The organism is Edaphobacter sp. (genome assembly GCF_028283685.1).
Lineage (GTDB): Bacteria > Acidobacteriota > Terriglobia > Terriglobales > Acidobacteriaceae > Edaphobacter.
The window spans coordinates 22,271-49,179 of record NZ_JAPWKF010000005.1 but is presented as its reverse complement, the minus strand read 5'-3'; the positions used below and the strand labels follow the sequence as shown (position 1 = coordinate 49,179).

16 protein-coding genes and 1 tRNA gene are annotated in these 26,909 nt (G+C 53.6%); 6 read left to right on the top strand and 11 right to left on the bottom strand.

Translation table 11 applies throughout. The annotated features are described in order from the left end of the window. Positions 1-7: 7 nt before the first annotated feature. The 6 genes from PW789_RS07295 to PW789_RS07265 form a co-directional block, all read right to left on the bottom strand. On the bottom strand, positions 8-472 hold the full coding sequence (locus tag PW789_RS07295; RefSeq protein ID WP_299373653.1) for an Rrf2 family transcriptional regulator: 465 nt from the start codon (positions 470-472) through the stop codon (positions 8-10). 395 nt (positions 473-867) lie between these two features. After that, complete coding sequence (locus tag PW789_RS07290; protein WP_299373650.1) at positions 868-1,452, bottom strand: CDP-alcohol phosphatidyltransferase family protein; 585 nt, start codon at positions 1,450-1,452, stop codon at positions 868-870. Between the two features lie 204 nt (positions 1,453-1,656). Next, entirely contained in the window at positions 1,657-3,021 is a 1,365-nt protein-coding gene (fucP, locus tag PW789_RS07285) for an L-fucose:H+ symporter permease (protein ID WP_299373647.1), read from the bottom strand. 57 nt (positions 3,022-3,078) lie between these two features. After that, positions 3,079-4,212, bottom strand: coding sequence for a GntR family transcriptional regulator (locus PW789_RS07280; RefSeq protein ID WP_367182498.1), 1,134 nt, complete (start codon positions 4,210-4,212; stop codon positions 3,079-3,081). Then, positions 4,209-5,291, bottom strand: a complete 1,083-nt coding sequence (locus PW789_RS07270; protein WP_299373644.1) for a hypothetical protein — start codon at positions 5,289-5,291, stop codon at positions 4,209-4,211. Before PW789_RS07270 ends, PW789_RS07280 begins: the two co-directional genes overlap by 4 nt. 14 nt (positions 5,292-5,305) lie before the next feature. Beyond that, a complete protein-coding gene (locus PW789_RS07265) occupies positions 5,306-6,253 on the bottom strand; it encodes a PfkB family carbohydrate kinase (protein ID WP_299373641.1) in 948 nt (315 codons plus the stop codon). A gap of 210 nt (positions 6,254-6,463) precedes the next feature. On the opposite strand from PW789_RS07265, the gene aroE reads away from it, so the two are divergent. Together aroE and PW789_RS07255 are read left to right on the top strand one after the other, a co-directional pair. Then, on the top strand, positions 6,464-7,348 hold the full coding sequence (gene aroE / locus PW789_RS07260) for a shikimate dehydrogenase (protein WP_299373639.1): 885 nt from the start codon (positions 6,464-6,466) through the stop codon (positions 7,346-7,348). A gap of 532 nt (positions 7,349-7,880) precedes the next feature. Continuing rightward, positions 7,881-7,957 (top strand) — tRNA-Val (locus PW789_RS07255). Between the two features lie 235 nt (positions 7,958-8,192). Here the strand turns inward: PW789_RS07255 and PW789_RS07250 are convergent. Beyond that, complete coding sequence (locus PW789_RS07250) at positions 8,193-10,364, bottom strand: hypothetical protein (RefSeq protein ID WP_299373637.1); 2,172 nt, start codon at positions 10,362-10,364, stop codon at positions 8,193-8,195. A 137-nt stretch (positions 10,365-10,501) separates the two neighbouring features. Next, positions 10,502-14,287, bottom strand: a complete 3,786-nt coding sequence (locus PW789_RS07245) for a carboxypeptidase-like regulatory domain-containing protein (protein WP_299373635.1) — start codon at positions 14,285-14,287, stop codon at positions 10,502-10,504. A gap of 488 nt (positions 14,288-14,775) precedes the next feature. Between PW789_RS07245 and PW789_RS07240 the strand changes: the two genes are divergently transcribed. Next, a complete protein-coding gene (locus PW789_RS07240; protein ID WP_299373633.1) occupies positions 14,776-15,732 on the top strand; it encodes a winged helix-turn-helix domain-containing protein in 957 nt (318 codons plus the stop codon). Then, a complete protein-coding gene (locus PW789_RS07235) occupies positions 15,725-17,020 on the top strand; it encodes a hypothetical protein (RefSeq protein WP_299373631.1) in 1,296 nt (431 codons plus the stop codon). Before PW789_RS07240 ends, PW789_RS07235 begins: the two co-directional genes overlap by 8 nt. A gap of 643 nt (positions 17,021-17,663) precedes the next feature. On the opposite strand, the gene PW789_RS07230 is transcribed toward PW789_RS07235, so the two are convergent. The 3 genes from PW789_RS07230 to PW789_RS07220 form a co-directional block, all read right to left on the bottom strand. Then, the gene (locus PW789_RS07230) at positions 17,664-19,553 is read right to left on the bottom strand and encodes an alpha-amylase family protein (protein ID WP_299373628.1); all 1,890 of its coding nucleotides are present in this window, start codon (positions 19,551-19,553) and stop codon (positions 17,664-17,666) included. A gap of 14 nt (positions 19,554-19,567) precedes the next feature. Next, the gene (locus PW789_RS07225) at positions 19,568-21,817 is read right to left on the bottom strand and encodes an acetylxylan esterase (protein WP_299373626.1); all 2,250 of its coding nucleotides are present in this window, start codon (positions 21,815-21,817) and stop codon (positions 19,568-19,570) included. A gap of 106 nt (positions 21,818-21,923) precedes the next feature. Then, a complete protein-coding gene (locus PW789_RS07220; protein ID WP_299373623.1) occupies positions 21,924-25,154 on the bottom strand; it encodes a TonB-dependent receptor in 3,231 nt (1,076 codons plus the stop codon). 147 nt (positions 25,155-25,301) lie between these two features. On the opposite strand from PW789_RS07220, the gene PW789_RS07215 reads away from it, so the two are divergent. Continuing rightward, a complete protein-coding gene (locus PW789_RS07215; protein WP_299373620.1) occupies positions 25,302-26,081 on the top strand; it encodes a glucosamine-6-phosphate deaminase in 780 nt (259 codons plus the stop codon). Between the two features lie 104 nt (positions 26,082-26,185). After that, positions 26,186-26,899, top strand: coding sequence for a GntR family transcriptional regulator (locus PW789_RS07210; RefSeq protein ID WP_299373617.1), 714 nt, complete (start codon positions 26,186-26,188; stop codon positions 26,897-26,899). Positions 26,900-26,909: the final 10 nt, after the last annotated feature.

Sequence of the window (26,909 nt, the reverse complement as noted above, 5' to 3'; positions counted from 1 at the left end):
CGCTCGTCTAAAGAGCGATTGTGACCAGGCCGCCGCCAACGGTCACGCCACGCGAAGGGGCGTTTTCCGACGATTCGACCAGGTCAGAGATATAGATTCCGCTCAACAGCTCTTTGATGCTGTCATTCACCTTGCGAAGCGGCTCTTTAATCGTGCAGGTGCTGGTGAGATCGCAGGCACCGTGGATGGTGATGCAGCTGGTGATGAAGAGCGGTCCGTCGATGGCACGGATAACCTCGAAGGCCGAGATATCCTTGGGCGCCTTGGCCAGCGCATAACCACCGTTGGTTCCTGCATGCGAAACCAGAAGGCCGGATTTGGCCAGTGTCTGAAGGATCTTGGCCAGCAGCTGCTGCGGGATATGGTAAGCCTCTGCAATATCCTTAGCGCTCTGCGCGGAACCGTCGTTCTGCTCTGCGAGGTACTTCAGGGCCATCAGGCCATAGTCGGCTTTTTTGGTCAGCCTTAACATTGCTTGATGTCTCCCCCTAGCCGTAATGCTGACGGGGTCAGCCTGCCGTGAATAGCACCTTCGGCGCAGCAACGGCAAATTACGGTCTATAGCCAGTGTATGACTGCTTGAAGACTGCCGCAAGCGGGACCGAGGGGAAGACTCCATCCCCAGCAGTCACAACGTGGGTTGACAAGCCGCCGGACCAAAGGCAAAATCCAAAGCATTCCCACCAAACTCCCTTATTCCATGATGACCCAATGCAAACACCCCATCGTAAAGATAGTGTCCCGAGACGAGGACGCTGAATTTGTCGAATGTCAGAGCTGCGGCGAGATCTTCGATTCTTCCGAATTCAGCGATATGGCGATTGAAGACGCAGCGGAAGAAGATGCCGAAGAAGAGACTGGGCAGAGCTAAACGGCGGCAGGCGTGTCGATACGGCGCAGGATGATCCAGGCATATTGAGCCGCCGACAGCGGAGCCAGGACAGCAATCATCCGCAGCAGGCCGCCGGTAAGCGGAGTCATCCAGCGCGCCGCCTCCCAGCCGGAGGTGACCGTAACCCGCTCGGTCATCACCGCGACCAGCCCGACGATCTGTATGAGCGTGTTGAGTTTACCGAGTATGCTGGGTCGAAAATCGCGTAGTGCGCCGGTCGCAAAAAGCAGGGTCGCAATCAGCAGAATCCCAAGGTCCCGGCTGAAGACCAGGACCGTGACGTAGCGCGGAATCAAGTCAACGTGCGTCAGCACCAGGAAGAGCGTGCTCAGCAACAACTTGTCGGCGATTGGATCGAGATATTGGCCAAGCGTCGTCTTCTGCCTGAGCCAGCGGGCGAGCAGGCCATCAAGAGCATCGGTAAGCCCGGCGAACAGAAAGAGTGCGAAGGCGATCCGGTAATCACCATCCAGAATCTCGATCACGATGAACGGCACAATAAAAAGCCGCAGAAGCGTCAGCAGATTGGGGGTTGCGCGAACTTGAGCGAGAAAGGGCACGATTCTTCAGAAATCTATAGTCAGGGTCACCTTATGTTAAATGACGAAGACGTCTTCCGAAGAATATCTGCTTTTGTACGAAGAAATGCCTTCCTCGGTTTGGTTGTTCCTTAAAAGGGCGCACAACTTCTTCGTCGTGCGCCACCTGGGAGTAAAAGGAAGCTACGCAACGGACTAAATCTTCCGAACAGTGAGAACGACGGACTACGTCCTTGCGACGCTTCTCGCAGCCGGCTCGGATACTGATTGCCGCGGCCTGATGCGCGATCCGATGAACGAAAAATATGAAACCACCAGATAGCACATGAGAGGAATGTAGAAAGCCTTCGCCGTACTATTCGTGTGCTCTGCGAGCCAACCCAGCATAGGCGTGCAGACGGCACCTCCAATGATCGCCATCACAATAACGGAGGCACCCAGCGTCGTATTCGGACCAAGCTGCTTCAGCCCCAAGGCGAAGATGGTGGGGTACATCAGAGACATGAAGAAGCTCGTCAACATCAGAGCCCACAACCCAGCCCAACCAGGAAGATGAATCGCGATAGAGAGCAGGGCAACGTTGATGAGAGCAAACGTTCCCATCAGCACATTGGCGCGAATGTACTTCATCAGAAATGTAGAGGCAAAACGTCCGAGAGCAAAAAGCAACAGCGTTCCACTCAAGAAATAACCGGCCACCTTCTCAGGCTGGTGCGCATATTCCTGCACGTACTGGATCAGGAAGCTCCATGTCCCCACCTGCGCTCCGATGTAGAAGAACTGAGCAACAACCGCCCAAAGGAAGTGGGGGATGCGTAGAAGGCTGACGGCAGTGCCGCGCTGCTCATGGGGGAACTGCTCCTGGCTAAGCGTCTGCGATGGGAACTTTACTCGGAGAAGAACCATCGCGACGATGAATCCAATCACAGACAGCACGAGATATGGCGTGATCACCCGCATGGTTTCCGTATGAAGATAGCCGGCATACGTTCCCGCGGATTTCATCGCTTGCACTTGAGCAGTACTCGGTTCGATACCGGAAAAGATGAAAACAGTTCCGATGAGAGCACCCACAATGGTGCCCGGAGGGTTGAAGGCCTGCGCAAAGTTAAGGCGGCGTTCCGAGGTAGAGGGATCTCCGAGCTGTGCGATGAAAGATGCCGCTCCCGTTTCAAGAAAGGCCAGCCCCGCCGCAATGACGAAGAGTGCCATAAGGAAGAAGCTGTAGCGATTCACCATAGCAGCGGGCCAGAAGAGAAAGCAGCCCAGCGTGTAAAGAAGAAGGCCCGTGACCAGCCCAATGCGATAGCCGAATCGCCGCAGCACAAGCGCGGCCGGCATCGAAATACAAAAATAGCCGAAATAGAAGGCGGACTGTACGAGCCCTGCTTGCAGCCGTGATAGCTGAAACGACTTCATGAACTGACGAATCAGCACATCGTTCAGATTGCTCGGTAACGCCCAAAGAAAAAACAGCGCCGTCACCATCATGAACGGGATGCGATAGCGTGAATCGAATAGCTGCGGCTCGTTCGACGAATCGTAGACCTTGGTGCGTGGGGATTCCGAGAGTTGCGTAGGCGAATACATTGAGGTGTTCCTAAGATGAAAATGTTTAGCCCGCGAGGGGCACAGTTGCTGGCCTTGCTAGCGCGAAATTTTCTTGCGCGAGGACGAAGCGTTCGTTCGTGCTGTAGACATGCGGGAGACGAGGCTGAAATCGAGCAGGATATCGCGCGCCGGTAGTTCTGGACGCGCGACACGCTCCAGCATCGCGGCAATGGCTTCTGCCCCAATCTCCATGCATGGCTGGTGGATCGTCGTAAGCGGTACGACGAGGAGCTCAGCGTGCTTCACATCGTCGAAGCTCGCGACCAGGAGATCGTCGGGAACGGTATAAGCATTTGCGGCCAGTGATTGCATCAGGCGCATTGCCGTGACGTCATTCGCACAGATGATAGCCTGCGGCTTTTCATGGCGCATGATGGTTGCGATCGCTTCTTTGTCACCAGGATCCATCGACTTGACGTCGTCCACACTGCATTGCAAGCCATATTGGAAGAGCGCATCGCGATATCCCATGATGCGTGCGTCTACTGTGGAGGCAGAACCAGGGCGCGCGAGAAAAAAGATCCGCGTGCATCCCTGCTCCAACAGGTGCTGCGTCAGCATGTACCCAGCACGCCTGTTATCGATACCGACAAGGTCGTACCGGCTTCTCCTGGGATACGCTTCAAGATCACGGTCAAGCAGGACCACGGGAATTCCGGCTTTGTCGAAAGCCTCTACGATCCGTTGGTTGACTTCGTTGCGGGCCTTCGTAATCTCAAAGGGCGCAAAGAAGACACCGGATACACCGAGTTCAAGAAAGCGCTGGCAAAGATTCTCTGCCTGTATCTCTGAAGCAGAGTGCGGGCCAAGGCTGCCGCCCCACACCAGCGAGAAGTGCCTCGAGGCCCGTTGCGTCTGCGCCATTCCACTGCAGATCGGCTCAAAGATCTCCGTGCGTCCCAGGTCGGGTATCAGCAGGCCAAAGCTTAGCTCCTGCTGGGCCTCTGCGGAACGAACATACGTTCCGTCGCCGACGCGACGCTCTACGTAGCCTTTCATGTGCAGTTCCTGAAAAGCCCGGGCCACCGTTATGCGCGATGTCTCATGCTGATTCGCGAGATCGGCTTCGCTGGGCAGACGCGATCCAGGCAAATACCGCCCGCTTTCGATGGCGTCACGTAGCAGATCGTAGATCTGACGATACTTCGGTTGGATAAGATCGCTGCTCATAGCGAATGCTCTTCACTGTCCTCGAAACGAAGCGTCACATTCGTAGCTCCGTCCCACTCGACGGCGCTGGGAAGCGCGTCAGCCGCGCGGACGAATGCACAATAGTGCGCGCTATAGGTGGCTCTGGCTCCGAGCCAGCGGAAGGTTGGCGTGTCGAACATCGTGGCGCGCTGCACGATCTCGCGCCGGTTCTCTACGAACGGGGACACACCAAACTCCAGCCCCAATGCAAATCCCTCACCATTCCAGGGCGCCCACGAGCGCAGATGGTTTTCCTCCCACCGTGCAAGCCAGGGGAAGTCCTCGCGCCGCCAGACATAGCCGATCAAAATCCTGGAGGATGGCGACCATGCGACAAAATAGGCATGCTGCCTGGCACGATCCATCTGATGCGCCGTCATTCCGCCGGAGTGCGGCTCCGAGGTCAGGATGCTTAGATCGTCTTCGCCGCTGTCGCGCCGTGGCGCGTGGGGCCAATCAAAGTCTGCATCCGGAACGCAAAGCCCCAGGCCTTCATTGAACTGCGCACCGATGACACGCGAACTCTTCGCCGACAGGAGAAACTGCGTCAAGCCTGGCTCCAGAAATGGCTTGCCCAGCGTCACATGCTGCGTCCAGGCGATCGGCCTGTCCGTGCAGGAGAGATTCTCCACTGCTTCACAGATCGAGACCACCCCCTGCGATGCCAGACGTACTTTGCGAGTAAATCGCATCTCTGCCAGGGGCAGCGATGTGTCCAGTACCACGCCGCCATCGCTCGCTTCGACATCATAACGGGCCGTGGCTGCTTCACCATGCACCGGCATGCCTGCAGCTGCCTCCTCTGGTGTAGGAGCACCGAAGAGATCCAGACAGATCATATGACCGAGCATGCCGGCAACGAGGCGCGCTTCGTTACTACCGCCAAAGCCAGGATACTTTTCGCCGTTGAACTCTGAGGGCTCGATGGAAGGCCAGGTCGGTGCCCACATGGGATCCACGCCGGTCGCCTTATGGCGAATCGAGGCAATGTGTCCACCTTCTTCCGTTAGAGTCACGACCAGAGTGTCATCTTCCAGTTCGACGGCACGACGATTCAAGTACGAGGTCTTCTTCACCGGGCACCTGCCAACAGCTCTGCCTGGGTCTTGGCAAGGATGCCCTGGATCCTTTCCGCAATCTCTGGCGTAAAGACCGGAGTCGCGGAGGTATGCGTCACCACCCAGCTCGAGAGGGTCTCAGCCAGCTCCGAGCATCTGGACAGGTCCCATCCGGCCACGACGCCAAACAGAAGCCCCGCAGAGAATGCATCCCCAGCTCCAACAGGATGCACCTGATCCTGCGGCAGTGAGGAATCGGCGAGCCTCAACCTTTCGCCACCCCGCATGAGCAACGCGCCGCGCTCCCCCCGGGTAATGGCCACCATGTCGAGTTTGTACTTACCGCACAGTGCAGCCACCAGACTCCAGATACGCTCTTCGCCCGGCGACAGGTCACTTTTGACCGCCAGCATACTGGCAACCTCTTCCAGCTCCGTATCGTTCATCTTCAGGATGGTCGCAAGCTCCAGGCATCGCTCGATGATCTCGACCGAGTAGCCCGCCACTCCATCGGTCGTGTTGCGTCGCAGATTCACGTCGTACAGTCGGGGCCCGTTCACCTGAGCGACAAAGCTTTGGATTGTTTCGCGAGAAGGCTCCGAACGTTGCGCAAGGCTGCCGAAGACAACCGCATCGCAGCGACGTGCCAACTGCTGTAGCGCATCCGTCCTTTCGATTGCGTCCCATGCAACGTGGGGCACGATCTCAAACCCGGCACCACCGTTATGCGCAAACACATTGGCCGATCCCGTGGCGCGCACCGGATCAATCTGCACGAACTCTGCACTCATGCGTGCATCCTGGATACGCTTTAGGATGTGCTGGCCCCAGGCATCGCTGCCGACTCGGCTGACCATGACGGCTTCTCCATAACCAGAAAGCATCAGCAGTTGATGGAGTTGAAACGTGAGGTTGAAGGGAGCTCCCCCCATCGTTACTTCCCCATCTTCAAATCGATCCATGAGGATTTCGCCAATCCCGGCGAGGCAGAGTGCAGTCTTCATCTGTGCTCGATCCCATCCTGCCTGGCAATAGCTTCACGATCCCAGGAACAGCCAATAGATAGGCCCTCCAACTAAGACATGTCAATTGTTTTATTGACATGTCTATTTAGCGAATTTCGATTGTTAGACTCGTCCTCACGGGCAGCACACTCGTGGAGATAACGGACCATGGACGCATTACCAGATTCCCTGAAGCTCGATTTCTTACCCCGCCTCACCGGCTCACTCTCGACACCGGCACGGCAAAATCCCACGGTTGCCATGATCGAAGCCGCCTATCAGCACCACAAGTTGCATGCTCGCTATATCAACTGCGAAGTATCGGCGGCAGAGCTTGCGGATGCTGTGCGGGGCGTGCAGGCGCTTGGATGGATCGGCTTCAATTGCTCCATTCCGCACAAACAGGCGATCATTCCGTTGCTTTCCGGCCTTGGACGCTCGGCCTCGCTTATCGGGGCGGTGAATTGCGTTGTGATTCGTGACGATAAGTTGATTGGAGAAAATACCGATGGTATCGGCTTCCTGAAATCGCTGCGGCATCTTACCGATCCCGCTGGAAAGAGATTTGTTCTTCTGGGGGCTGGTGGCGCTGCACGCGCAATTGCAGTGGAACTCGCCCTGGCGGGCGCAAGCCATCTCACTCTTGTGAATCGAAACCGTGCACGAGCAGAAGAAGTGGCAAAGCTCGTTGCCGACAACACGAAAACAACCGCAGAGGGACTTGGGTGGGATAAGGCGTTTGCCCTTCCCGCGGATACGGATATTCTAGTCAACGCAACTTCGATCGGTTTTTACCCCGACACGAGCGCGATGCCGAATGTTGTTTTGGAGAGTCTGCGGCCCGGCATGATCGTAGCCGATGTTATCCCCAATCCTCCACATACAGCGCTGCTACAGGCAGCCTCGGAACGCGGGTGTGTCACTCTTGATGGACTTGGCATGCTGGTTTATCAGGGCGTGGCAAGCATTGAGCACTGGATGGGAGAAGCTGTCGATGCGTCCGTCATGCGCTCGAAGCTGGAAGATATCTTTCGCATCTCGCGGGCCTCTTAGAGTTCCACGCCCCGTTTTCTCGGCTACGCCCGAAAGCCAGCACCAAGGTGTAGTTTTCCTGATCCGCCTAGCGCAGAGCTTCGATATAGCGGCGACGAACATCACCAGCAGCAGCAAGGTCGTCCATCGTGAACGGGCAGCTTCCAACAGCGTTGCAGATCCCGGCTTTGGCGCAGAAGATCTTGGCGTAGCACCGAGGGACCTGCCGCCTCGAACGTCATGTGAAAGTAGGGTCGCCACTCATTCGCCAGATCACCTCTCATGGAGAGGCCCGATTGCTACGAGACGCCAGAGGAAACGTGTCGGCGCGTCATTTGGCGTAACTGGATTCTTTGCTACAATCAATGAGGGCCGTGACAGTGTTCGCGGTCTGTACCCAAGACTCCTCGGCGATCCCCATAGTCGCCGTTTAGTCACCGAATTCACCCGGAAATTGGAAATATTCAATGGAAGGGGACGATTCTAGAGAAAGTGTGGAAAGTCAGCCGCCCTTTTGGAATCAGTGATTTGGACTAAGGTCTTGAAACAATGCAGGCGCGTAGCTCAGTTGGTTAGAGCGCTACCTTGACACGGTAGAGGTCAGCGGTTCGAATCCGCTCGTGCCTACCATATAAGTTCGACAACTTACCTCTACCTTTCCCAACTTTCCATACTCCCGATTGCCCCATTTAGCAGGCTAAGTGGTCCAAGATATGCACTTGAACTCAATCGCCTGGCGATCAAACAATAACGCCCGCACATGGATCATCCAGGTCCTAGAGCGTGTTGCCTTGATATCGAGTGACCATATCAATTCTGCGGAGTCTGTGGGGTTATTGTTCTCCCCTCGAAGCCCGAGCCCACTTTACTTATCGTTACCATCCATGGAATCAGCTAACTTTCCTGCCTGTCGATAACGGTACATTGCGGCTCCTATTTCGCGCGAAGCCGATGTCATCTCTCGATAAGGAGTATCTGTAACGTCGACAAATCCAATCTGGTAATTCTCTCCATCTCCCCTGCCGGTTAGCGGCTGGTCCCGATACTGGAACCATTGGGTGCCCACGATGTTGGGGTGAACCAATGCACCCTGGACAAAGCGCTTATACGCTAAAGCCCTGTCCTCTGGAGTCGTTCCCGCCTGGCAGAGACTTGGACTGAACATTCCACGCTGAAGCTCGCCGAACTGGAACTCCGTCACCAATACGGGCATATCCGGGAAGTGATCTGCTGGAAAGTTGGCGACACTGTGGGCATAGATGTTCACCGACAGGACATCACAATACTTGCTGCAGGCTTCATAAAGTCGTGGGCGTACAGCATCTGTACTGATAAAACGAGCTCCGAGATACAGCCGATTCGGGGCTACGGACTTAATGGAATCCCTCGCTAATTTAAAGTATTGGTCCAATACCCGCTGAAAGAATACTTCAGAATCTGCGCTGAACTGGTCCGACGATGGGACTGTGGTGGCCTCCAGAAAATCTGGCCAACTCTTGTAGGAGGTGTGCCATGCAGCATTCAACCGGTTCACGGTCGCATATTTAAGCTTCAAGTCACTGGCGAGTTCTTGTTTGATTGCCTGGGAGCTTGGAGTCTTGAGAATCTCGGCTATCAAGATCAGAGGACCGCGGTTCCCAAAGTTCAACTCGTTGTCGATGAAATAGCCAATGCACATTGGGTCGGTCAGAGACTTACGTACCAGCGGGTCAGAAGCTGCTCTTTCCGCAAGGAGGTTCTTCATCTTGTTGATGTACCGGGGGTCAAAGACATCATAGAACTTCAGCTTTGAACTACCGATCTTCGGCATCTTATCGTCGTAGTCCGTAAGTTGAAGCGTGTATGGAATCGCTCCGAGCGACATCAGATCGGCAGAGCTCCAGTCGCCTAGAGAGTTGAAGCCCCATGCAGTCAGGCGTCTTGCGAGATTCCTCTCATAGTCATTTTTATAATCATCACGACCATATTTCACGCGCAGGTTTGCGCCCACAGCGTCATAGTGATTTTCTTCGCCGAGAGGAGCATCAAACCAATCCGTGCTGTTGGCCCCCGCGCGCAGACTATCGTTCACACCGCCAGCCACATCCACAGCTTGAGAGAAGAACAGATGGCCAGCAGGATCGACAAAATACCATTTGCCCCTGTACCTTTCCGTGCGGAAACTTCCGGTCGCCTTCAACTGCGGCCCGGCGGCCCAGCCACCATATTGATCCCAGCCACGAGGACGGCGTAAGGCTTTGAGCTCCTTCGATTCGCTGATGTAGTTAGCACGGAGATCAGCATCGGTGTGAACCTTCGACGGCCAGTCAGCATGTATGAACTGTCCGTATCGATCGATGAACGGAAGATACGCGGCCTTGCTTAGCGGCGCAACCTTTTGCAATCGTCCCTCCACACGAAGATGCGAGACGGTGCAGTCAAGGAGCCCTTTGGTCGCACTCTCAAATGGCCATTGAATAAGAAACTGGATGCGCCTTATCTTCTCGGTATTGATTGTTTTCACTCCAGGAAGACCGTCGGGCGCCTTGAATTGCCATTCATGAGGAAGTGGCATACGCATAGTCCGGGACTCATGTGGGTTCAGTGCAATCCCAACCGTCCATTGCTTGTCCTTGGGGCCATCCGTGGCAGCCGAGAGAATCATGACTAAACGCATTTGCCGGTTTAGCGAAAGGTTTTTGACATCGACGGCGAGAGTGCTCCAGGGTGAGAGGTCCCATTCTCCCTCTCGTGGTTTTACCTCAAGCGCAGAGTCATGTTCAGGATCATCAATCTCAAGATGAACCTCCTCTCCTGCACGATGAATCCTTGCGGAACCAGTCGCGGTAAGATCGGCACTTTCTACGGAGATGGGCATTATTTCTTTTTGCTCCGATTTGGTACTGGAGTGAGACAACGTCTGTCCCGCCTGACCACATAAATGAGGAGCGAAGAGTGAGACAACGGCTAAGAAAATGCCGCCGGGCAGCATTCTCTTAGCCGAGCGAATCGGAAAAAACCCATGCTTGGTCATTTTGTACCAAAGGCTTTCTTTCATATGTTTTATAGAGCTCGGTCAAAGACAAGACTTTTCATGGATCTACCACGAGTTACTGCTTAGCCAATCAGAAGCATGCGACTTGCATTGGTGTAAACACAATGAGAGGACGGCACCTGATACCGTCCTCTCTATTCCTAGAAGTAAAACTTTCCTGCCAGTTCGATTTGCCGTGGCAGGTTGATTGCCGAGATTGTGGAACTGCCACTGAGCTTGCCGAAGTAAGCGCTCGTAGGATCGACGCTGATATTACCGAATTGCGGGTGATTGAGAGCGTTGAATGCATCCATGCGCAACTGAAAGCGAACATTTTCCGTGAAGTTGAAGTTCTTGCGGATTCCGAGCGTGAGCTGGTTTACCGGAGGGTTACGAATGTCCCCAAATGCGGTTGGATACAGCGTGTTTCGCACAACAAAATCGTTATAGACTCCGTTCTTTGCTGAATCGCTGGAACTGGCCGGTTGCCAGCTATAACCTGGCAAACCGGCGATCCCGGTCCAGTCCGGATACTTCGTCTGATTGTGGACGTCTGCGTAGCTCGTGCTCTTGTTTGGATAGGGCGCAAAGGCAGTTGTATCGAAGTACGTCCCGGTATGCCCACGCTTCACATTGCGATTCGGAGATCCATCCCCGCGATAAAATGCGCTGTTGGTTGGCAGTGCGATCGGAGTACCCGAGTTGAAATGGTATGAGCCCGTCACGGTCCAGCCACCGGCGATGAGATCGCCAAAGCGACTTGTATTCCTGAGCAATGCTTTTCCACGCCCAATTGGCAACTCATAGATCGGCGTCACCGTGTAGTTGAAGCGAACATCACTCGTATAAATCTGGTGCGGCCGATACAACAGGAGTGTCGTGTTTCCCCGGAAGCCATCGGTGGTGTAGTTCCTGCCCCATGCGAATGACTGCAACAGACTGAACCCATTTTTGTAGCGCCGCTCAAGCTTCGCCAGCATCGCATAATAGCTGGCGGTACCGATGCTGCTTGTAACTGGAATATCGCTATTTACGACAGGATTAGGCCTGAGCAGCTGCGATGCCACAGTGGTGGTGCTCGTGTATTGCGAAGAAGTCACCGGGAGTCCCGCTACGTTATGGAATGGGTTCGCGACCAAAGTGTTTCCTGGCAGGGTATCGACAGGACGGCCCGTTGAATCGAAGGTGGGACTGAACGCTGCAAGATACGCATCGACAGGAATGCGGTTTGTAGGAACGGCCAGGGCCAGGTTGTGAGAATGGGCATAGGTCCACCCGATCTCGGCGAGGAAGGACTTGACCTCTTGCTGCAGGCTCGCACTCGCTTCGTCGACGTAAATTCTTCCGTATCCGGGCGAAAGGTAGCTTGTCGTGCCGCCGATATTGGACTGTTCAGCGAGGGCATTCCCTGTGATGGGCTGCAATCCACCTGGATATGGATTGAGAATATTGTTTGCCTGAGTACGATACCCGTCGGTCGTTGCGGCGTAGTTTGTTGTCTGGCTAAAGCCTGTCTGGATGGGTTCGTCGAAGCTTGCCTGAATGAACCGGCCGGCCCCCGCACGGAGAACAGTCGCGGGATAAACCCGATAAGCGAAGCCGACCCGTGGTTGAAACAAATATAGGCGGGTTTCATATTGGGTGCGCGGGTTCGTACCGGTGGACGTATCTCCGGCGTACTTGTAGGCTCCTGTTGTGACGAACGTTCCTGCATTCGGTCGATAGGCCTGTAGCAGCTTGACGCCCAGGCTTGTAGAACCTCCCGCTAGTGTCGATGCATAATTACTCTGAGAGACTGACGTGACACCCGTCTGAACGTAGTCGGGATCATAGCGGGCCACCGCTTTATCGTGGCGTTCCGTAACACCGCTCTGGAGGTCCCAGCGAAGGCCCAGATTCAGGGTGAGCTTGCTCGTCACGCGCCAATCATCCTGAAAGTAAAGTGCCCGGTAATGCTGAGAAAAGAAAGGCTCCGAATTCACTGGCATTGATCCGGAAAGTGCCATTCCCAGCATGAAGTTCGCGATGTTTGAGCCGTTGCCAACGCTGGCGGGACAGTTACTAATCGGATTTTGGCAGGTCCAATAATTTGCCGTCGAGTTTGTCGCAGAACCGAAGTTCAGCACACCCGCCGGAGTTCCTGGCGTTTGTTCCCCCTGCTGCTGGATCAGATATTCGCCGCCATACTTGAAGGTGTGATTGTGGTACGTCTGCGTGAGGTTTCCGTCGATGGTATGGAATGTGTCTTCCGTCGCCTGATCAAGCGTCGTCCCAAGACTATTGGGAGCACCGTTCGCAATGCCAGAAACCTGAGGAATAGATGGCGTCACCATCTGGCTGATGTAGAGACTGGAAAGCCCGAGAGTGCCTGGATCATAGTTCGCTCCACCGGAAAGCAGAGCGCTGTAGCTGTGCATAACGTTGTACTTCACATCAAGCAGCAGACTATTGCTCAAAACGATATTGTGGTCGAGTGCAATGATCTGCTCGCGGCGCTCCTGTAACAGGCTCGCAAGAACGTCACCTGCAAACCCTCCAAAGGGATTCCCCGCGATTTCAGTGAAATGATTGAAGTTGATGCTCACATAGGAGTGGTTAGCGTTGTTCCACGCCTGATCAACACGTATCGAATTGGTCGCGAACTTGTCGTCCTGAATGGCCCTGATCGTGTAGTTGTTCGTGTTTGAAGAGACGCTGGTATCTGCAGGGTGATCCGGAAGGGGCATAAGCGCCAGGATTGCTTTTGCAAACGGCGAGATCCGCGATTGAGGAATCTTGTTATTGGGAAATGGCTGGCGGTTGCCGTTTGCGTCAATGGACAGAGGATCGTAGACAGCAATGGGATATTTCTGACCGGACGTGACCTGGAAGGACTGGCTGAAATCGCCATTACGCTCCGCTTCACTCGGAATGGTCATATATCCAACGTTGGACGGCTGCCTTTGCCGGATGCCATCGAAGGAATAGAAGAAGAAAGTCTTCTTATTCGGACCAGAGTAAAGGTGTGGGATCCACACCGGACCGCCAAACGTACCGCCGTATTCGTTGTAATGGAGTCCGATTGGGGCGGGGGTACCGTAGGTCTTGGCATTCAATGTGGGATTTTGGTTGTACTCGTAGACGCTTCCATGAAACGCCTTTGTCCCTGATTTGCTGACCATCGTCAGAGTTGCGCCACTCTGGCGACCAATCGAAGCATCATAAGCGTTACTCAGGATGCGGAACTCCTGAATAGCATCCTGCGGAGGGACAAAGGCGACCATGCCGTTTGCCGTGCTATTCGTTGCTCCATCAAGTTGATATTGCACGGCATAGTTGTTGTTTCCAGCGCCGCCCCCCGCGACACTCCCCAAACCGTTCACCTGCACCAGGGAATCATTTGTATTTCCCCATAGGCGCGGGCCACCAGCCGGATTGCCGACGAGGCCGCCCGGCGTCAGCCCCACAAGCAGTGTGGGGACATGAGACTGGGTAGGTATTTCCTGCAGTTGCTTTGTGGAGAGTACCGTGCCCGAGACGGCTGCTGTCGTATCAATTAGTGGCGCCTCTGAGGAAACATCGACGCTCTCGGTATTGCTGCCGACTTCCAGTTGTGTGTCCACCGTCTTCTGGTCGCCTACCTGTAGTTCGATCGCTCCATGATCGGCCCTCTTAAAGCCTGAGGATGTGATGTAGAAGGTGTAGTGTCCCGGAACGAGATAACGCACCGACCACTCTCCAGCGCCATTCGTTTTTGCAGTCCGGCTGACTCCCGTCCCCACAGAAACTACCGTCACTATCGCGTTTGGGACGATGGCCGAGGTTGGGTCGGTGACTCGTCCGGCCAGACTTGCTCTTGACTCTTGAGCCCTAACCGAGGGAGACAGGCAAAACACGATCGCCACCAGGAGCGAAAATCGAGATATACGAAGCAAAGCATTCAAGTTTCCAAATACGTTCGACTGCATAAACCCTTACCTCCAAAAGCAAAACCAGAGAATGCTTATTCAAATGCGGGCCAACTATGGAGGTCGGGTGGCAATTTGTTCAAGGGTTTGTCGCAGAACTGTGACGGAAATCGCGTGGAACTAATAAGTTGTGCATTTTGTGCTGTTTACGGAAACAGTAGAACAGTAGTTCTATCGTCGATTCCAGGTTTCATGGTCGAGGTCGGAAGAATGCCGATGCCAGGAACCCTCTTCCATCGCCTCTTACTCCACCGGGAGCCAGGGGAATAAGGCCAGATTGCATTCTGAAAATGGCGAGGGAGCAAAGGAGCTGTGGCCCGGCACAGACGATCTCCTCACCGCGGCGTCGGCTGTTCTATCATGGGCGGGTATCCATGAACCGATGATCCAACGATCCTACGGACGACCATTCCGTCAGGTTCGGATGTTTATGCGTTCACGGAATGAAAAATGCTTGTGTCTCCTGAAAATCGCGAAAGGTTCGCATTGTGAGCGATCGTACTTCGTTGCCCTGGTCTTTCTCTGCAATAAACCCGACAGGGGCTTCGTTCGGCCTCTTTGAAGTGAATTTTGAGCGTCAGGAGTTATTGAAGGCCGGGCGCCGGATACATCTGCAAACCCAGCCCTTCTTAATGCTTCTCGCGTTACTCGAGCATCCTGGCACAATCATCACCAAAGATGAGCTCCGGAGACGCATCTGGGGTGAAGCGACGAACGTTGATTTTGATCAATCCTTAAGCAAAGCGATTAACAAAGTACGAGAAGCGCTGGGCGACTCCTCAGACAACCCTCATTTCATCGAGACCATACCGCGGAGGGGCTATCGTTTCATTGCGCCCGTTGCCTTACTCGAAAGACAGCTACCACGTTCTGCGGAGACGGATTCTTCGAATCTGACCGAGAACGTCGTGCTGGAGGTGGTAAGCGTTGCTTCACCGATTGCAGAGCTGCAAGCGGGGCCTCGCCTAGATGGGCACTCGCGGTCGACGTTTTTAGGTTTGCAGCCGCGAAACTACTTTTGGGCACTGTGCGCCATCGGAATCCTCTTGGTGGGGGCAGGGCTGGGGGATCTCCTTGCAAGAAGATCCGATGACACGCCCCCTCCCGCGATGCGTCAGTTAACATTCGATACGCGAGTTGGAGTTTCGCCCCACACAAAGGGGATGGAGGGTTTTCCGTCGTTAGTGACCGATGGAGAAAGCCTCTTTACCTCCGGATACGATAGCGGCAGCTTTGCATTGCTACAAACCTCCGTCAACGGCAAGGAATTAAGAAAGGTTACGATCCCAAAGGAAATTGTCTCTCCGCAGATCGGAGCAGTCTCGCGGCATACTTCCAGGCTGCTCCTTAATAGCGCGTCTTCTATTTGGATCTTGCCATTGGATGGCAGCATCGGCACAAAGACTTCCGGGAGTCGTAGCGCAAGACGAGACGTGGATGCCTGATGACACAAATATTCTTTACTCAACGAATAATGAACTTCGCATCTTCAATATCCAGAAGGGGACGACGACAACGTTCGCAAAGACTCCCGGAAAAGCCTATTGGCTTCGCTGGTCTCCATCTGGAGATCGCTTGAGATTTACGGTGCTGGATCCGCTCACCCATGCCTATTCTCTTTGGGAGCTTACCTTAAAGGACCCTACACCCAAACAACTTCTTATCCATTGGCGCGAACCATCTGATAACTGCTGCGGCGTTTGGGGTGCTGATGGATCGTTCATCTTCCAGTCGATCCACAATAATGAATCAGACCTCTGGCTATTACCTCGCAACAGTCGATCCACCGCCAAACAACTGACGAATGGCCCTTTCTGGTTCGAGTCCCCCACAGCATCTCCCGTTGAGAATCGGCTGTTTTTCATTGGAGTTAGTGAACGTACCAATGTACAGGTGTTTAATGCGGTAACAAGAGGCTTTCGGCCGGCTCCGCCGTTTCTCCACGATGCCCAGGAGATCGATAACTCGCGCAATAACCAGTGGGTCGCCTGGGTGGATGGAGCGGGAAAACTGTGGAGGGCTCGTACAGATGGGAGCGACAAGCTACAACTGACTCCTGACATGATGACCGTTTATATGGGGCGCTGGTCACCGGATGGAACCCGGATAGCATTGATCGCACGAACTGCCGGTCAGCCGTGGCAGCTGTACATCGTCCAATCGGATGGAGGCCATCTGGAGCAATTGCTCAAAGAACCACAAAATGACACCGATCCAACCTGGTCTCCAGACGGAAGATCGATCATGTTTGGGAGGATGCCTCTCTACCTCGGAGGTGAGGAGTCCCCCTGGGGCTTGAGGACACTGAACCTGGAAACACATCAGGTCAAGACCCTGCCCGGGTCCGGAATGTTCAGTCCGCACTGGTCGCCTGACGGCAGATATATTTTGGCGTTGACCAAGGATCAAAAAGGATTGCTCTTATTCGATATGCAGACCCACGAATGGACGAAGCTGCATGCTGGGGGAGAGTCCGAAGATCGATTCTTCTCAAACCCAAGTTGGTCCGCCGATGGCCGAGCCGTTTATGTGCAGGATACCCGCGATATTCAAGAGCCCATCCTTCGAATCTCGGTGCCCGATGGTCATGTGGAGGAGATATGCACTCTGCAGAATTTCTTATCGAATAATGCTGTGGACTATACCTTTGTCGGACTAACAGCTCAAGATATTCCATTGGTTCGAACCCGGGTCAACGGGGATATTTATTCGCTCACTTTCCCTGTACATTGAACATATCGAGGCGAGGCAATGGAACCCGGCTCACCTTTGGTGTATGTGACGATCAGTTCACCCCCATCTCCAATCCAGCTGCATTCACAACGGAAGCCATCTGTGATGCCGGATTATCGTCGCGCCGAATCGGAGTTTGGGAGAGGGCAATCCTGCAAGCGAAGAAGCTGGACTTCCTCGTCGAAGGTTTACGGCATATTGGCTTTAATAATCCCACTCAAAGTTCTCGGAGTAGGCAGCATAGAAGTCGAATCGGTGAGCCTCCGCTCCCTTCCTAATTCTCTGTTACCAGCGTGCGATCGCGTGATCTTGCGCACTCAGTCAACCAATCGCCAATAATATGGCGCCACAATCTGGTTTGGCTAATGGAACATTTGTTGGCAGCCGCGATCATGTGCGAGAGAAATTGACAACCAGAACAGAATAGACATGTAGATCTATAAAACACTCAATGCCTGCATCTTCGTGCCACTTTATCGTCGAGCTTTCGGCAGTATCCGGAGAGTAATGCATTATCTCTGCTACTCTCATTCCCTCAGGAATATTGAATCGCACTGGAAGGTTACTTATGTTCGACGTCCTGGAGAAATCATAGTTGAGCAGATGCAGAACCCACCGCTGTTTATGTCTTTGCTCGCGGAGTTCAATCGTAATAAAATTGCGCACGAGGATCTGGAATTTGAATGGAGGGCCGCGCCGCTAATACAGATTCCACCGACTTGCGCAGTACATCATTGTTTTCGGCAAGTTTCCATACCCTCTGATTCCTAATATTTTCCGAGATGTTGTATTTCTGCAATCGAATCTCTGGAATATAAACAGCGAAGCCTTTGCCTACTTTCTTGCTGACGGTTGGTCCGGTAACATTTTGATCGGCTTCACCAATCTCTGGCCTGCCGGCGCCACTCCAAATAGGTGCCTTCACTCCAAGACAGTCCGCAAGTGCATAATCCACTCTCCTCTCACGGCGCTCATTATAAAGAGAGGTATGTCCGGTTGCGATGAGACTTCCGCCTGCAATTACAAAACTGCGGATTGCCTCCACCTGTTGGTCACTCAAACATTCCTGATCAGCAATAAAGAGAGCACGGTACCGAGAGAGATCGGACAAATGCTGATCGAAGATGATCTCGAATGGGATCTGAGCCTGGATGAGCATCTGAGAAGCGAGCATAAATGCCGAGGCGGGACGGTCGCCGCTGAACCCCATACTGGGTGTTGAGTACAACAGAGCGACATCTGCGCGTGGTGTTGCATCACGATAAAACTCAAAGTGCTCATGAAAGAAACGGATGTATTGGAGAGGCTCATCTTCGAGATCTCCGATTGCATTGAAGTTGCCCACCATACCAAGACAGTTCTTGTTATAGGCCATAGACTCCGCCATCTGCAGGCGGCTTCCTGTATTCTCCGCAAAGCCCCAGTTTCCCCGAGCGCCCCACGTATAGCAGAATATGTGTTTACCCAATGTCGTCGCGGCTTTTAGCGTACGAATTCTGGAGACCAGTACGCCATCCGCATTAACGCCGGAGTCTATACCTTCTTCCGTCCATGCGGCATCGACAGCTCCAAGCAACTGGGCATAATCCATTCCTTGCGACCACATGAGATTTCTTGCGCCTAACCCCGTCGAAGGATTGTTATCAATTGCAACCGCAGGATTCAAAGAACGAACATACGCCTGCATCTCTTTGTAATAGCTCACGAGTTGGTGGTTACGGAATAGTGCCCACTCCTGCAGAAGCGGATCATTGAGGAACTTCGGATCATGCTCCAGGCGTGGAGCCGTCACATACCTGATGTCTGTGATTCCCAATCGAAGCTTCATCTCGCTCGGTGGATATTTCTTGGCAAGATACTTCCTAAAATCTTCAATAGCTAATGGGTGCTGAAAGACATCTGCCTGAGCTCGCTGAGATGTATTGTCAAAATGAATTAAATCGACCCCCAGGTCAACGATCGCAAGATGAAGCACCTTCTTGATGTATTCGCGATAGCCAGGGTGCATCATATAAACGCGACGGCGGAAGGTCTGGTCGCCATAATAGACAGGATGCCCCATATAGTCAGGGACAAGCCATTCCGCGGCCTCAGGCTTTTCGACAAGGAAGGTTTCATAACCAAAGGTACTGCCAACATAGACGCCAACACGAATGCCGTGCTTCTTCATTAGCTTCGTAAGCACGCGCGTCTGCGCAATATGTTCTTGTTCCGCCTCCAGCCCGAATCCTTTAAAGAAATGGATAATACCGAGGGTGACACCTGCCTTCTTCATATTGAGGATGGTCTCTTCGCTGCACTGCTTGCGATACAGATCATCCAGCCAAACCGGTGCACCTCCAAGCCGGCGCTGATAGAGTGGGAAATCATCCCAACAACCCGCGAATACGATGGGGCCCTCAGTAAGCCACGAAGGAGCGGTCGAAGAAGCACCTGCAGAAGATGGAGAAGTCTGCTGCCCAAGAAGTGATAAACCGTTATTGACGGCAAGGCCGGCAGCAATGCTCGTACCCAAGAATTCGCGGCGATTCATTTTATTCACCTCTACTAAGAAATAGATGTTTGATGGAGCCACTCAAGACAGATAGCAAGGTTGTCAACGGCAGTGTTATGAACCTGAAGACCGGCGGGCAGTGAGCTCGAAGCCAGCCTTTCACGATAGATTTGTATCGCTTGCGAAGCATCCATCAGGCTTCCGTCAGCATTGCGCGGATTATCAACCCACACAGGACGAGGCAGGGTAGCTGCTACTAAATCCGGCAAGTCAAAGTGCTTGAGAATTCCCGGGACAAACCAATCAAGATCCAGAGTGTAATCTTCAGTACTAACAACAGATTGATATGTTTGTATGACATCGCGCAGCAGTAATGACCTGACCCCCGAATCGAGCACAGCGGTCATGAGCGCAGTCAGACCTGCTGGACCTTCTCCCATTACATAAATTGCAGAGGGATCGACATCGCTCCGTGACCGAAGAAAGCGAATGGCTGTCAGCGCATCGCAAACCCTTTGCCCGATGATCGATCTCCCGAGAGAAAGATTCGCCCAGGCATGACGCTCGGAGATATTCATCGCACGGTAAAAAACAGGCCCATTGGAAGGGTACCTCGGACTTGAAATGCCGCTTCCTCGTAAATTGATGGAACAAACGGTATATCCGGCACGCAAGATCTCGTCGAAACGCCCCCCCTCAAAGAGGGGATCATTCACCAAGCGATCACTAAGGAAGAGCATCACCGGCCTTCGTTGTTTCATTGCGGCGACAGACGAAACGTGCCAGCCTACTGTGCGTATACCCGGTTCCGGCTCACACTGAAACTCTTCCACACGTAACTTTGGACCAACATCAACCGAGAGTGTAGCGATTGAAATATCCGTTTGCATCGCAGGCAAAGCAAGAAGCTGCTTTAGCCGCGATCGCACCATATCTTTTGTTGGCTCGGATTTAAGGTCTGTGGCGAAGGGGCTCTTTGGTAGCAGCCGTTTCATCCATTCCACATTTAAATCAGTGACTGTCCTGCCCCTGAACGACGTCAATACCTGACCGGTCTTTGTACAGTTCAGATCCTCCTCTGGAGATGCATCGAAGTCTGCCTCTGGTACCTCATCTGTCACGTCTCGGAGCCAGCGGTCGAACCATGTATAGACGGCACGTCTGGATAGAGCATCCAATCCATGAGGAAGATGACCAGCCACAACATCCAGCTTATCCGTTGCGCGAAACAGGCTGTAGAAACGACGTAGCTCATGGACATTCTCTGCGATCGCCTCTTCATAAACTGGAGAATAGGTCTGCCCCTGATCATGCACCGTATAGCAGATACGTAAAGGCCTCGGCGCAAATGCATTCAATAGATCCCCACGGTCCAGGCCAAGCGGGAGGTTCCCGACCATATCTTGCTCGGCATCTGCGATAGCGCCTGGCGGCTGATAGGAAGGACCGGCCAAATTCTCAAAATTGCCTTCCACCGGAACGGCAACATGAATCCTTTGATCGAGAGCCATCAGATACATCGTGATGGTGGCGCCGCCAGATTGGCCTGTACAGCCTATGCGGTTTGTGTCCACCTCTGGCCTGCTCAGAAGATAATCAAGAGCACGTATGCCATCCCATACACGATGCCGAGCAAAACCGCTGCCGAAGAGCACCATGGGCCGGCCGGCCTGCAGATGTTCTGGCGTTACGTCATAACGCGGCTGATTCGAGTTCTCATGAAGATATTGGCGCCTCTCTCCCTGGCCAAAGGGATCATAGGCAAGGACAACATAGCCCATCCTAGCCAGGTTCTGAAAACAGTGCTGATAACTGCGATAGAGCTTTCCATTCGGACTATGACCAAGCGGCGCCAGAATGCCGGGAAATGTTCCCTGCTTCTTCGGCAGATAGAGATGGGCCGTGACATAGATGCCCGGCAGGCTCTCAAAGATCACCTTGAGGATCTGGTACTGGGGGCGGTCGACTGTGCCGACGATACGTTCATTCAGAGGTGTCCGTTCCGTTGGCTCACCGCCCAGCATCTGCCAGATCTGGTCTCGGACTAGCTCGGCACGCTTCTGGACACCCTGCTGTGTTTGAACATCCACAATCAGCTTTTTGCGATGAGCAGCTGCCTGATTCATCTGCTTTGTCACAAACTGCGGCCAATCATTCCAGTAATCACGCAGACTTACCTGTCGTAGAGAAGAGTCGCTACGGCTTTCAGGCGACTTCGCGGAAGCGACAGACAGCTTTGGAGCGAATCCCGTCATCATGGCAGCGAGGTTGGTTCCTAAAAATCTCCTGCGTGTATAGGGCATCAAAAATCTCCTCTCAGCTCTATCGCATCTCCCGTCCGAGATGCAACGTAATACGTGGGCATTCCCGTGTCTTCAGCCACGGGAATACCCATATTTCGTTGAAGATTTAGAACGACATCTTAAGAGCGAGTTGCAGAATTCTTGGATCGGACGCTGAAGTGATCGTACCCGCCGCGCTGGAGCTTACAGTTGCGTTTGGATTCGAGAAGTTCGGGCGATTGAGTAGATTGAAGGACTCAGCTCGGAACTGCAGCGAGCTACCCTCGAAATAGTGCCCTTTCAACGGGAACATGCGAACCAAGGAAAAATCTACATCCTGATATCCGGGGCCTATCAGAAAGTTCCTGCGCGTATTGCCGTATGTACCAAGAGCGTTGGTTGTGAAGGCAGCAGTGTTGAAGTACTTCTTCACTTTGTCGATATTGCTCCGGCCATTGGACAGCCAGGGATTGCCGACAATGTCAGCTCGATCTGATCCAATACCACTGGTTGAATTATCAATTCCCGACAAAGCACTAAAGGGCTGTCCAGAACGTAGCGTGACGATTCCATTGACCTGCCAGTCGCTCAAAATCAGATTCGACACCGTCCATGCAAAGTGAGTTGCAGGAAGGTTCCAAACTACGGAGCCTTTGAACTGATTCTTTACGTCGTACGAACATCGTCCGTAGTCAGCCTTAGGATCAGGCGTAGCGTAAGCGTTGTTGTCATAAAAAGCCGCTTCGCTTTCATTCATGCAGCGCGACCAGCGATAACCTGCGAGAAACGTCAGGCCGTGAGCAGCCTGTTTCTGTACCGAAGCAACTAATGCATGGAAGTTTGCCGTCCCAACGTTGCGCCCCAATGGTAGCTTTTGATAGCTCTCACCCATCGGACGGCGAATGTTGTAGTCCGCGACATTCTGTTGATAGGTCTTCTTCGGATCATAGACAGCCGCATTACCCTCTACGGAGCCAAAGAGATGATGCGCGGCCTGCCCCTCGTAGGCGACGCGGAAGAGCATGCTGCTAGGCAGTTGCTGCTCGACGGTCAGATTCCATTGCTGGATCGTCGGCGCCTTCATATTTCGCGTCATGGGGTTTGCCGCCATGGGGATCTGAAACGCAGTGGTATTCGGAGCAGGTCCGGCAGGCAGCGGGAACGGGTTGACCTGGCCCGCATAAGGGTCAGCAAAGCTCGCAGGATTCGTGAAGGTCACGCTGGTGCTGAATGGGCTGAAGTTCGGGTTGATCGTATTCGCGGTCATCTGGTCCTGGTAGTGTGCGTAGCCTCCCCGGACACTGGTATGTCCGTCGCCAAAGACATCAAGTGCAAAGCCTACGCGGGGATCAAACAGACGATAGTTCGAATCGATAACGCGTCCCGGTACAGTCGGATCCCCTGCCAGCAGAAGTCCCGCTGGAAGCGTAGGGTACTGCGTGGAGTGGATATTCTCTGCGTAAGCATCAGGATCGAAGATTGCTTCCTCGTGATACGCCGAATCGAAGACCGGCACGAAGGGATTCCAGCGAACTCCGAGGTTCAGAGTGAGCCGTGGGGTCACCTTCCAGTTGTCGGTGACATAAAGAGCCGGCAGCGTTCTTGTCGGCACAAAATATAGCCCTGCCTGCTGCGTAAAGCTGGATGCCTTGCCCAGGAGAAAGTCCAACCCATTGTCCCCCGAGAGAGCGCCGCCGAAGATGTAATACCCATTTCCGCGATAGTCCTGATTCTTGATGACCTTGCTGAAGAGGATATCTCCACCGAACTCGAGAGTGTGAGCGCCATGCACCCAGGTCCACTGATTTCCGGCGCCACCTTCAGTCGCAGGAATTGCGTAGAGGCCGTTCCAGTTCTTGGAGAAGTAATTCGTAATTCCGAGATAGAAGGAGGTCTGGCCGTCAGCAACCATGTTGGGGACATTCGCGCCGAGATCACTCCATCCCTGGAAGCCAGGAGGCGATGTTGCTTTATTAGAACGTCGACTGAGCGAGCCTACAACAGTAGTTGTCAGGCTTGGGCTAAAGAGATAGGTCGCATTCAGAACTGCAAACTGACTAAGCCAACTCTGATTCGTCGAAGCTGTCAGAAGATTACCCTGAATGGAGGTCGATGGCTGTTTGAAGGAGTCATAGACGTAGCTTCCGTAGATCTTGAAAGTGTCGCCAATATTCTGATCGACCCTGGTCACAAACTGATTGCTGTTCTGCACCAAACGCGAAAGATATTGAATATTTCCCGTTGTCGGATCACCAACAGGAACAATCGCCAGTATCTTCGACGCTATCGGATCAAAAAGCGAAGTGGAGACCTGATTGCCGGAAAACGCCGCGCCAGTAGCAGGATTGATAAGCTGCTTCTTGCTTGCGGAGAAGTCCCCGTTGCGCTGCGCCGCCGTCAACACCGTAGCCGAGGACGTTGGATTCTGTCGGATCGTAGTGCGTTGATACGAGAAAAAGGCAAAGGTCTTTCCTTTAAGGATCGGCCCCCCGACTGTACCGCCGAACTGATGACGCTTTAGACCATCCTGCTTTACCGCAAAGTAATTCTTTGCGTTCAACGAACTATTGCGGACAAACTCGAAGAGGGTTCCATGAAACTGGTTGCTCCCTCCCTTTGTCACCGCGTTCATCATTCCGCCGCCACGGCCAGAAAACTTAGCACTGTAGGTGCTCGTCGCATAGCTGAACTCCTGAATAGCATCTGGGTTCGGGTAGACGTTTGCGATCTGTGTCAATGCATCTTCGTTCAGTGCTCCATCCAGATAATAGGAGGTCGATCCACCACGTCCTCCGCTGGCGCCGACGAAGTTGTTTGCCTGATCCGGACGAGAGGCACTCTGCTGGTAGCTGCTCGTGCTCGTAGGCCCCACATCAGGAGCAAGCTGCATCAGTTGCAACACATTCCGTCCATTCAAAGGCAGCTGCGTGGTCATTTGGTTATCGATCGCAGTCGAGATCATCGGAGACTCCACGTTCACCATGGTCCCTCCTTCTTCAACGGTCATCGTCTGCGACACCGCGCTCACGCCCAGCGTTCCATTAATAACCAGGTGCTGACCGACGGCAATCTTTAACCCTTCCTGGGTATAAGGCTGAAAGCCGCTGTGAAGAATCTGGATGCGATATACATTCGGGGAGAGCCCCAGCAAAACGTAATTCCCCTGGCTATCTGTCTTCGAGCGCACGATGGAACCAGTTGCGGTATCTGTCGCAACGATCTCTGCGGCGTCGACGACTGCCCCAGAGGCATCAGTTACCCTTCCAGAGACCGTTGCAGACGTAAGCTGGCTAAACGCCACCCCGATGCCGATACATGCGGAGAACACAATAGAGAGAAAAATGGAGCGGGTGCTCATATATAGCTATAGCCTCCGTAGAATCCGAATTTTTACAACGAAAAGGCGGAAACCTAGAAACGTGAGTGTAGCGGTGTGTAAAATAGAAAATAGATTAACGTTAAAAGTTTGTCAAACACTCTTACGCTTTTGAAATAAGGAGACACCATGACAGCTACAGAGGAGCGAACCTATCGCTATGGCACAGCGAAGGTTCGTGTGTTCCCAAACCGTACCGATTTAGGCCAGGCAGCAGCACTTGATGCCGCAAAGCTGATTGCTGATGCCATTCAGCAGCGTGGCAGCTCCCGTATCATGATCGCCACCGGCAACTCCCAGCTGGACGTCGCCAAAGAGATCGTTAAACTGCCGATTGAATGGTCCAAGGTTGATGTGTTTCACATGGACGAGTACGTTGGCGTCGACGGAAATCACCCCGCAGGATTTCAACGCTGGATTCGGGAGCGCATCGAAGACCGCGTTCACCCCAGGACGGTGAACTACATCTCCGGTTTGGGAGATGCCGATGCCGAGATCGCACGCTATACCGACCTGCTCAACTCCGGTCCTATTGATATCGCCTTTGTGGGTTTTGGGGAGAACGGCCATATCGCCTTCAACGACCCCCCGGTGGCCGACTTTCATGATCCAAAGTTGCTGAAACGAGTCCTTCTGGATAACACCTGCCGCATGCAGCAGGTCAATGAAGGGCACTTTGCAACTGTCGCGGATGTCCCCAGCGAAGCGATAACCGTAACCTGCACAGGGCTGCTGCGCGCAAAGGCATGGATCTCATGTGTGCCCGAAGCTCGCAAGGCTGAGGCTGTTCGCCGGGCCTTAGAAGGGGAAATCTCGATAGCCTGCCCTGCTTCAATTGCGCAAACGCATCCGAATACAACGGTATATCTCGATCCTGAATCCTCCTCCCTGCTGAAGCTGGAATCGTGAGCAACACTGGCGGGCGCACTGTTGCGTAACTTTGCTCCCGCCAAGCTCAGGTTGTCACCGTCCAGCCTTCGAATTGCGTTATAAATTGAATACTGGAGTACGCATTGCCTGAAAGCCCAACGCTACGCGAAGAACCGATTCGAGCAAGGGGATTGCTCAAGTCAATCCCCCGCACCTCGATGAAGTCTCTGGCCGTGCAGCAGATCCGTGAAGCTATCGAACATGGAGAACTTCTCGCAGGGGAAAAGGTCACCGAGCTGGGTCTGGCAAAAAAGCTTGGCGTAGGCCAGCCCACCATCCGTGAGGCTCTGCTCGAACTTGAATTTCTCGGATTCATCGAGCGCAAAGGACCTCGCGATACGCGGGTCACCCTGCTCACGCGTAGCACCATTCGTGATATTTATCGGGTTCGTGTCCGGCTTGAAACATTAGCAGTAGAGTTAATTGCCTTTATGGATAAGCCCGATCTGAGCACCTGCTGGAATGAGGCTCTTCGCATGGAAAATGCCGCACGCGATGGGCGAGCTGCGGATTTCTATCAGGCCGACCTTGGATTCCACCGCGAACTATGGGCTGTCACGCAGAACGAAAGCCTGCAATCCTGCCTTGAGCAGCTTGTACCGAGGTTGATGACGTTCAGCATCATTCAGCGCGTGCAGCCTTCCTCCGATAAGCTTTTAGAGATTGCAATCCTTCACAGACGGCTTCTGGAAACGATCAGCTCGCACAATATCGCAAGCTCCGTTGCCCTTATGGAAGAGTCCATGAAGAACGCGTTGATGGACGACGAGCACATGCCTGGACTTGAAGGTGAATAACATCTGGCTT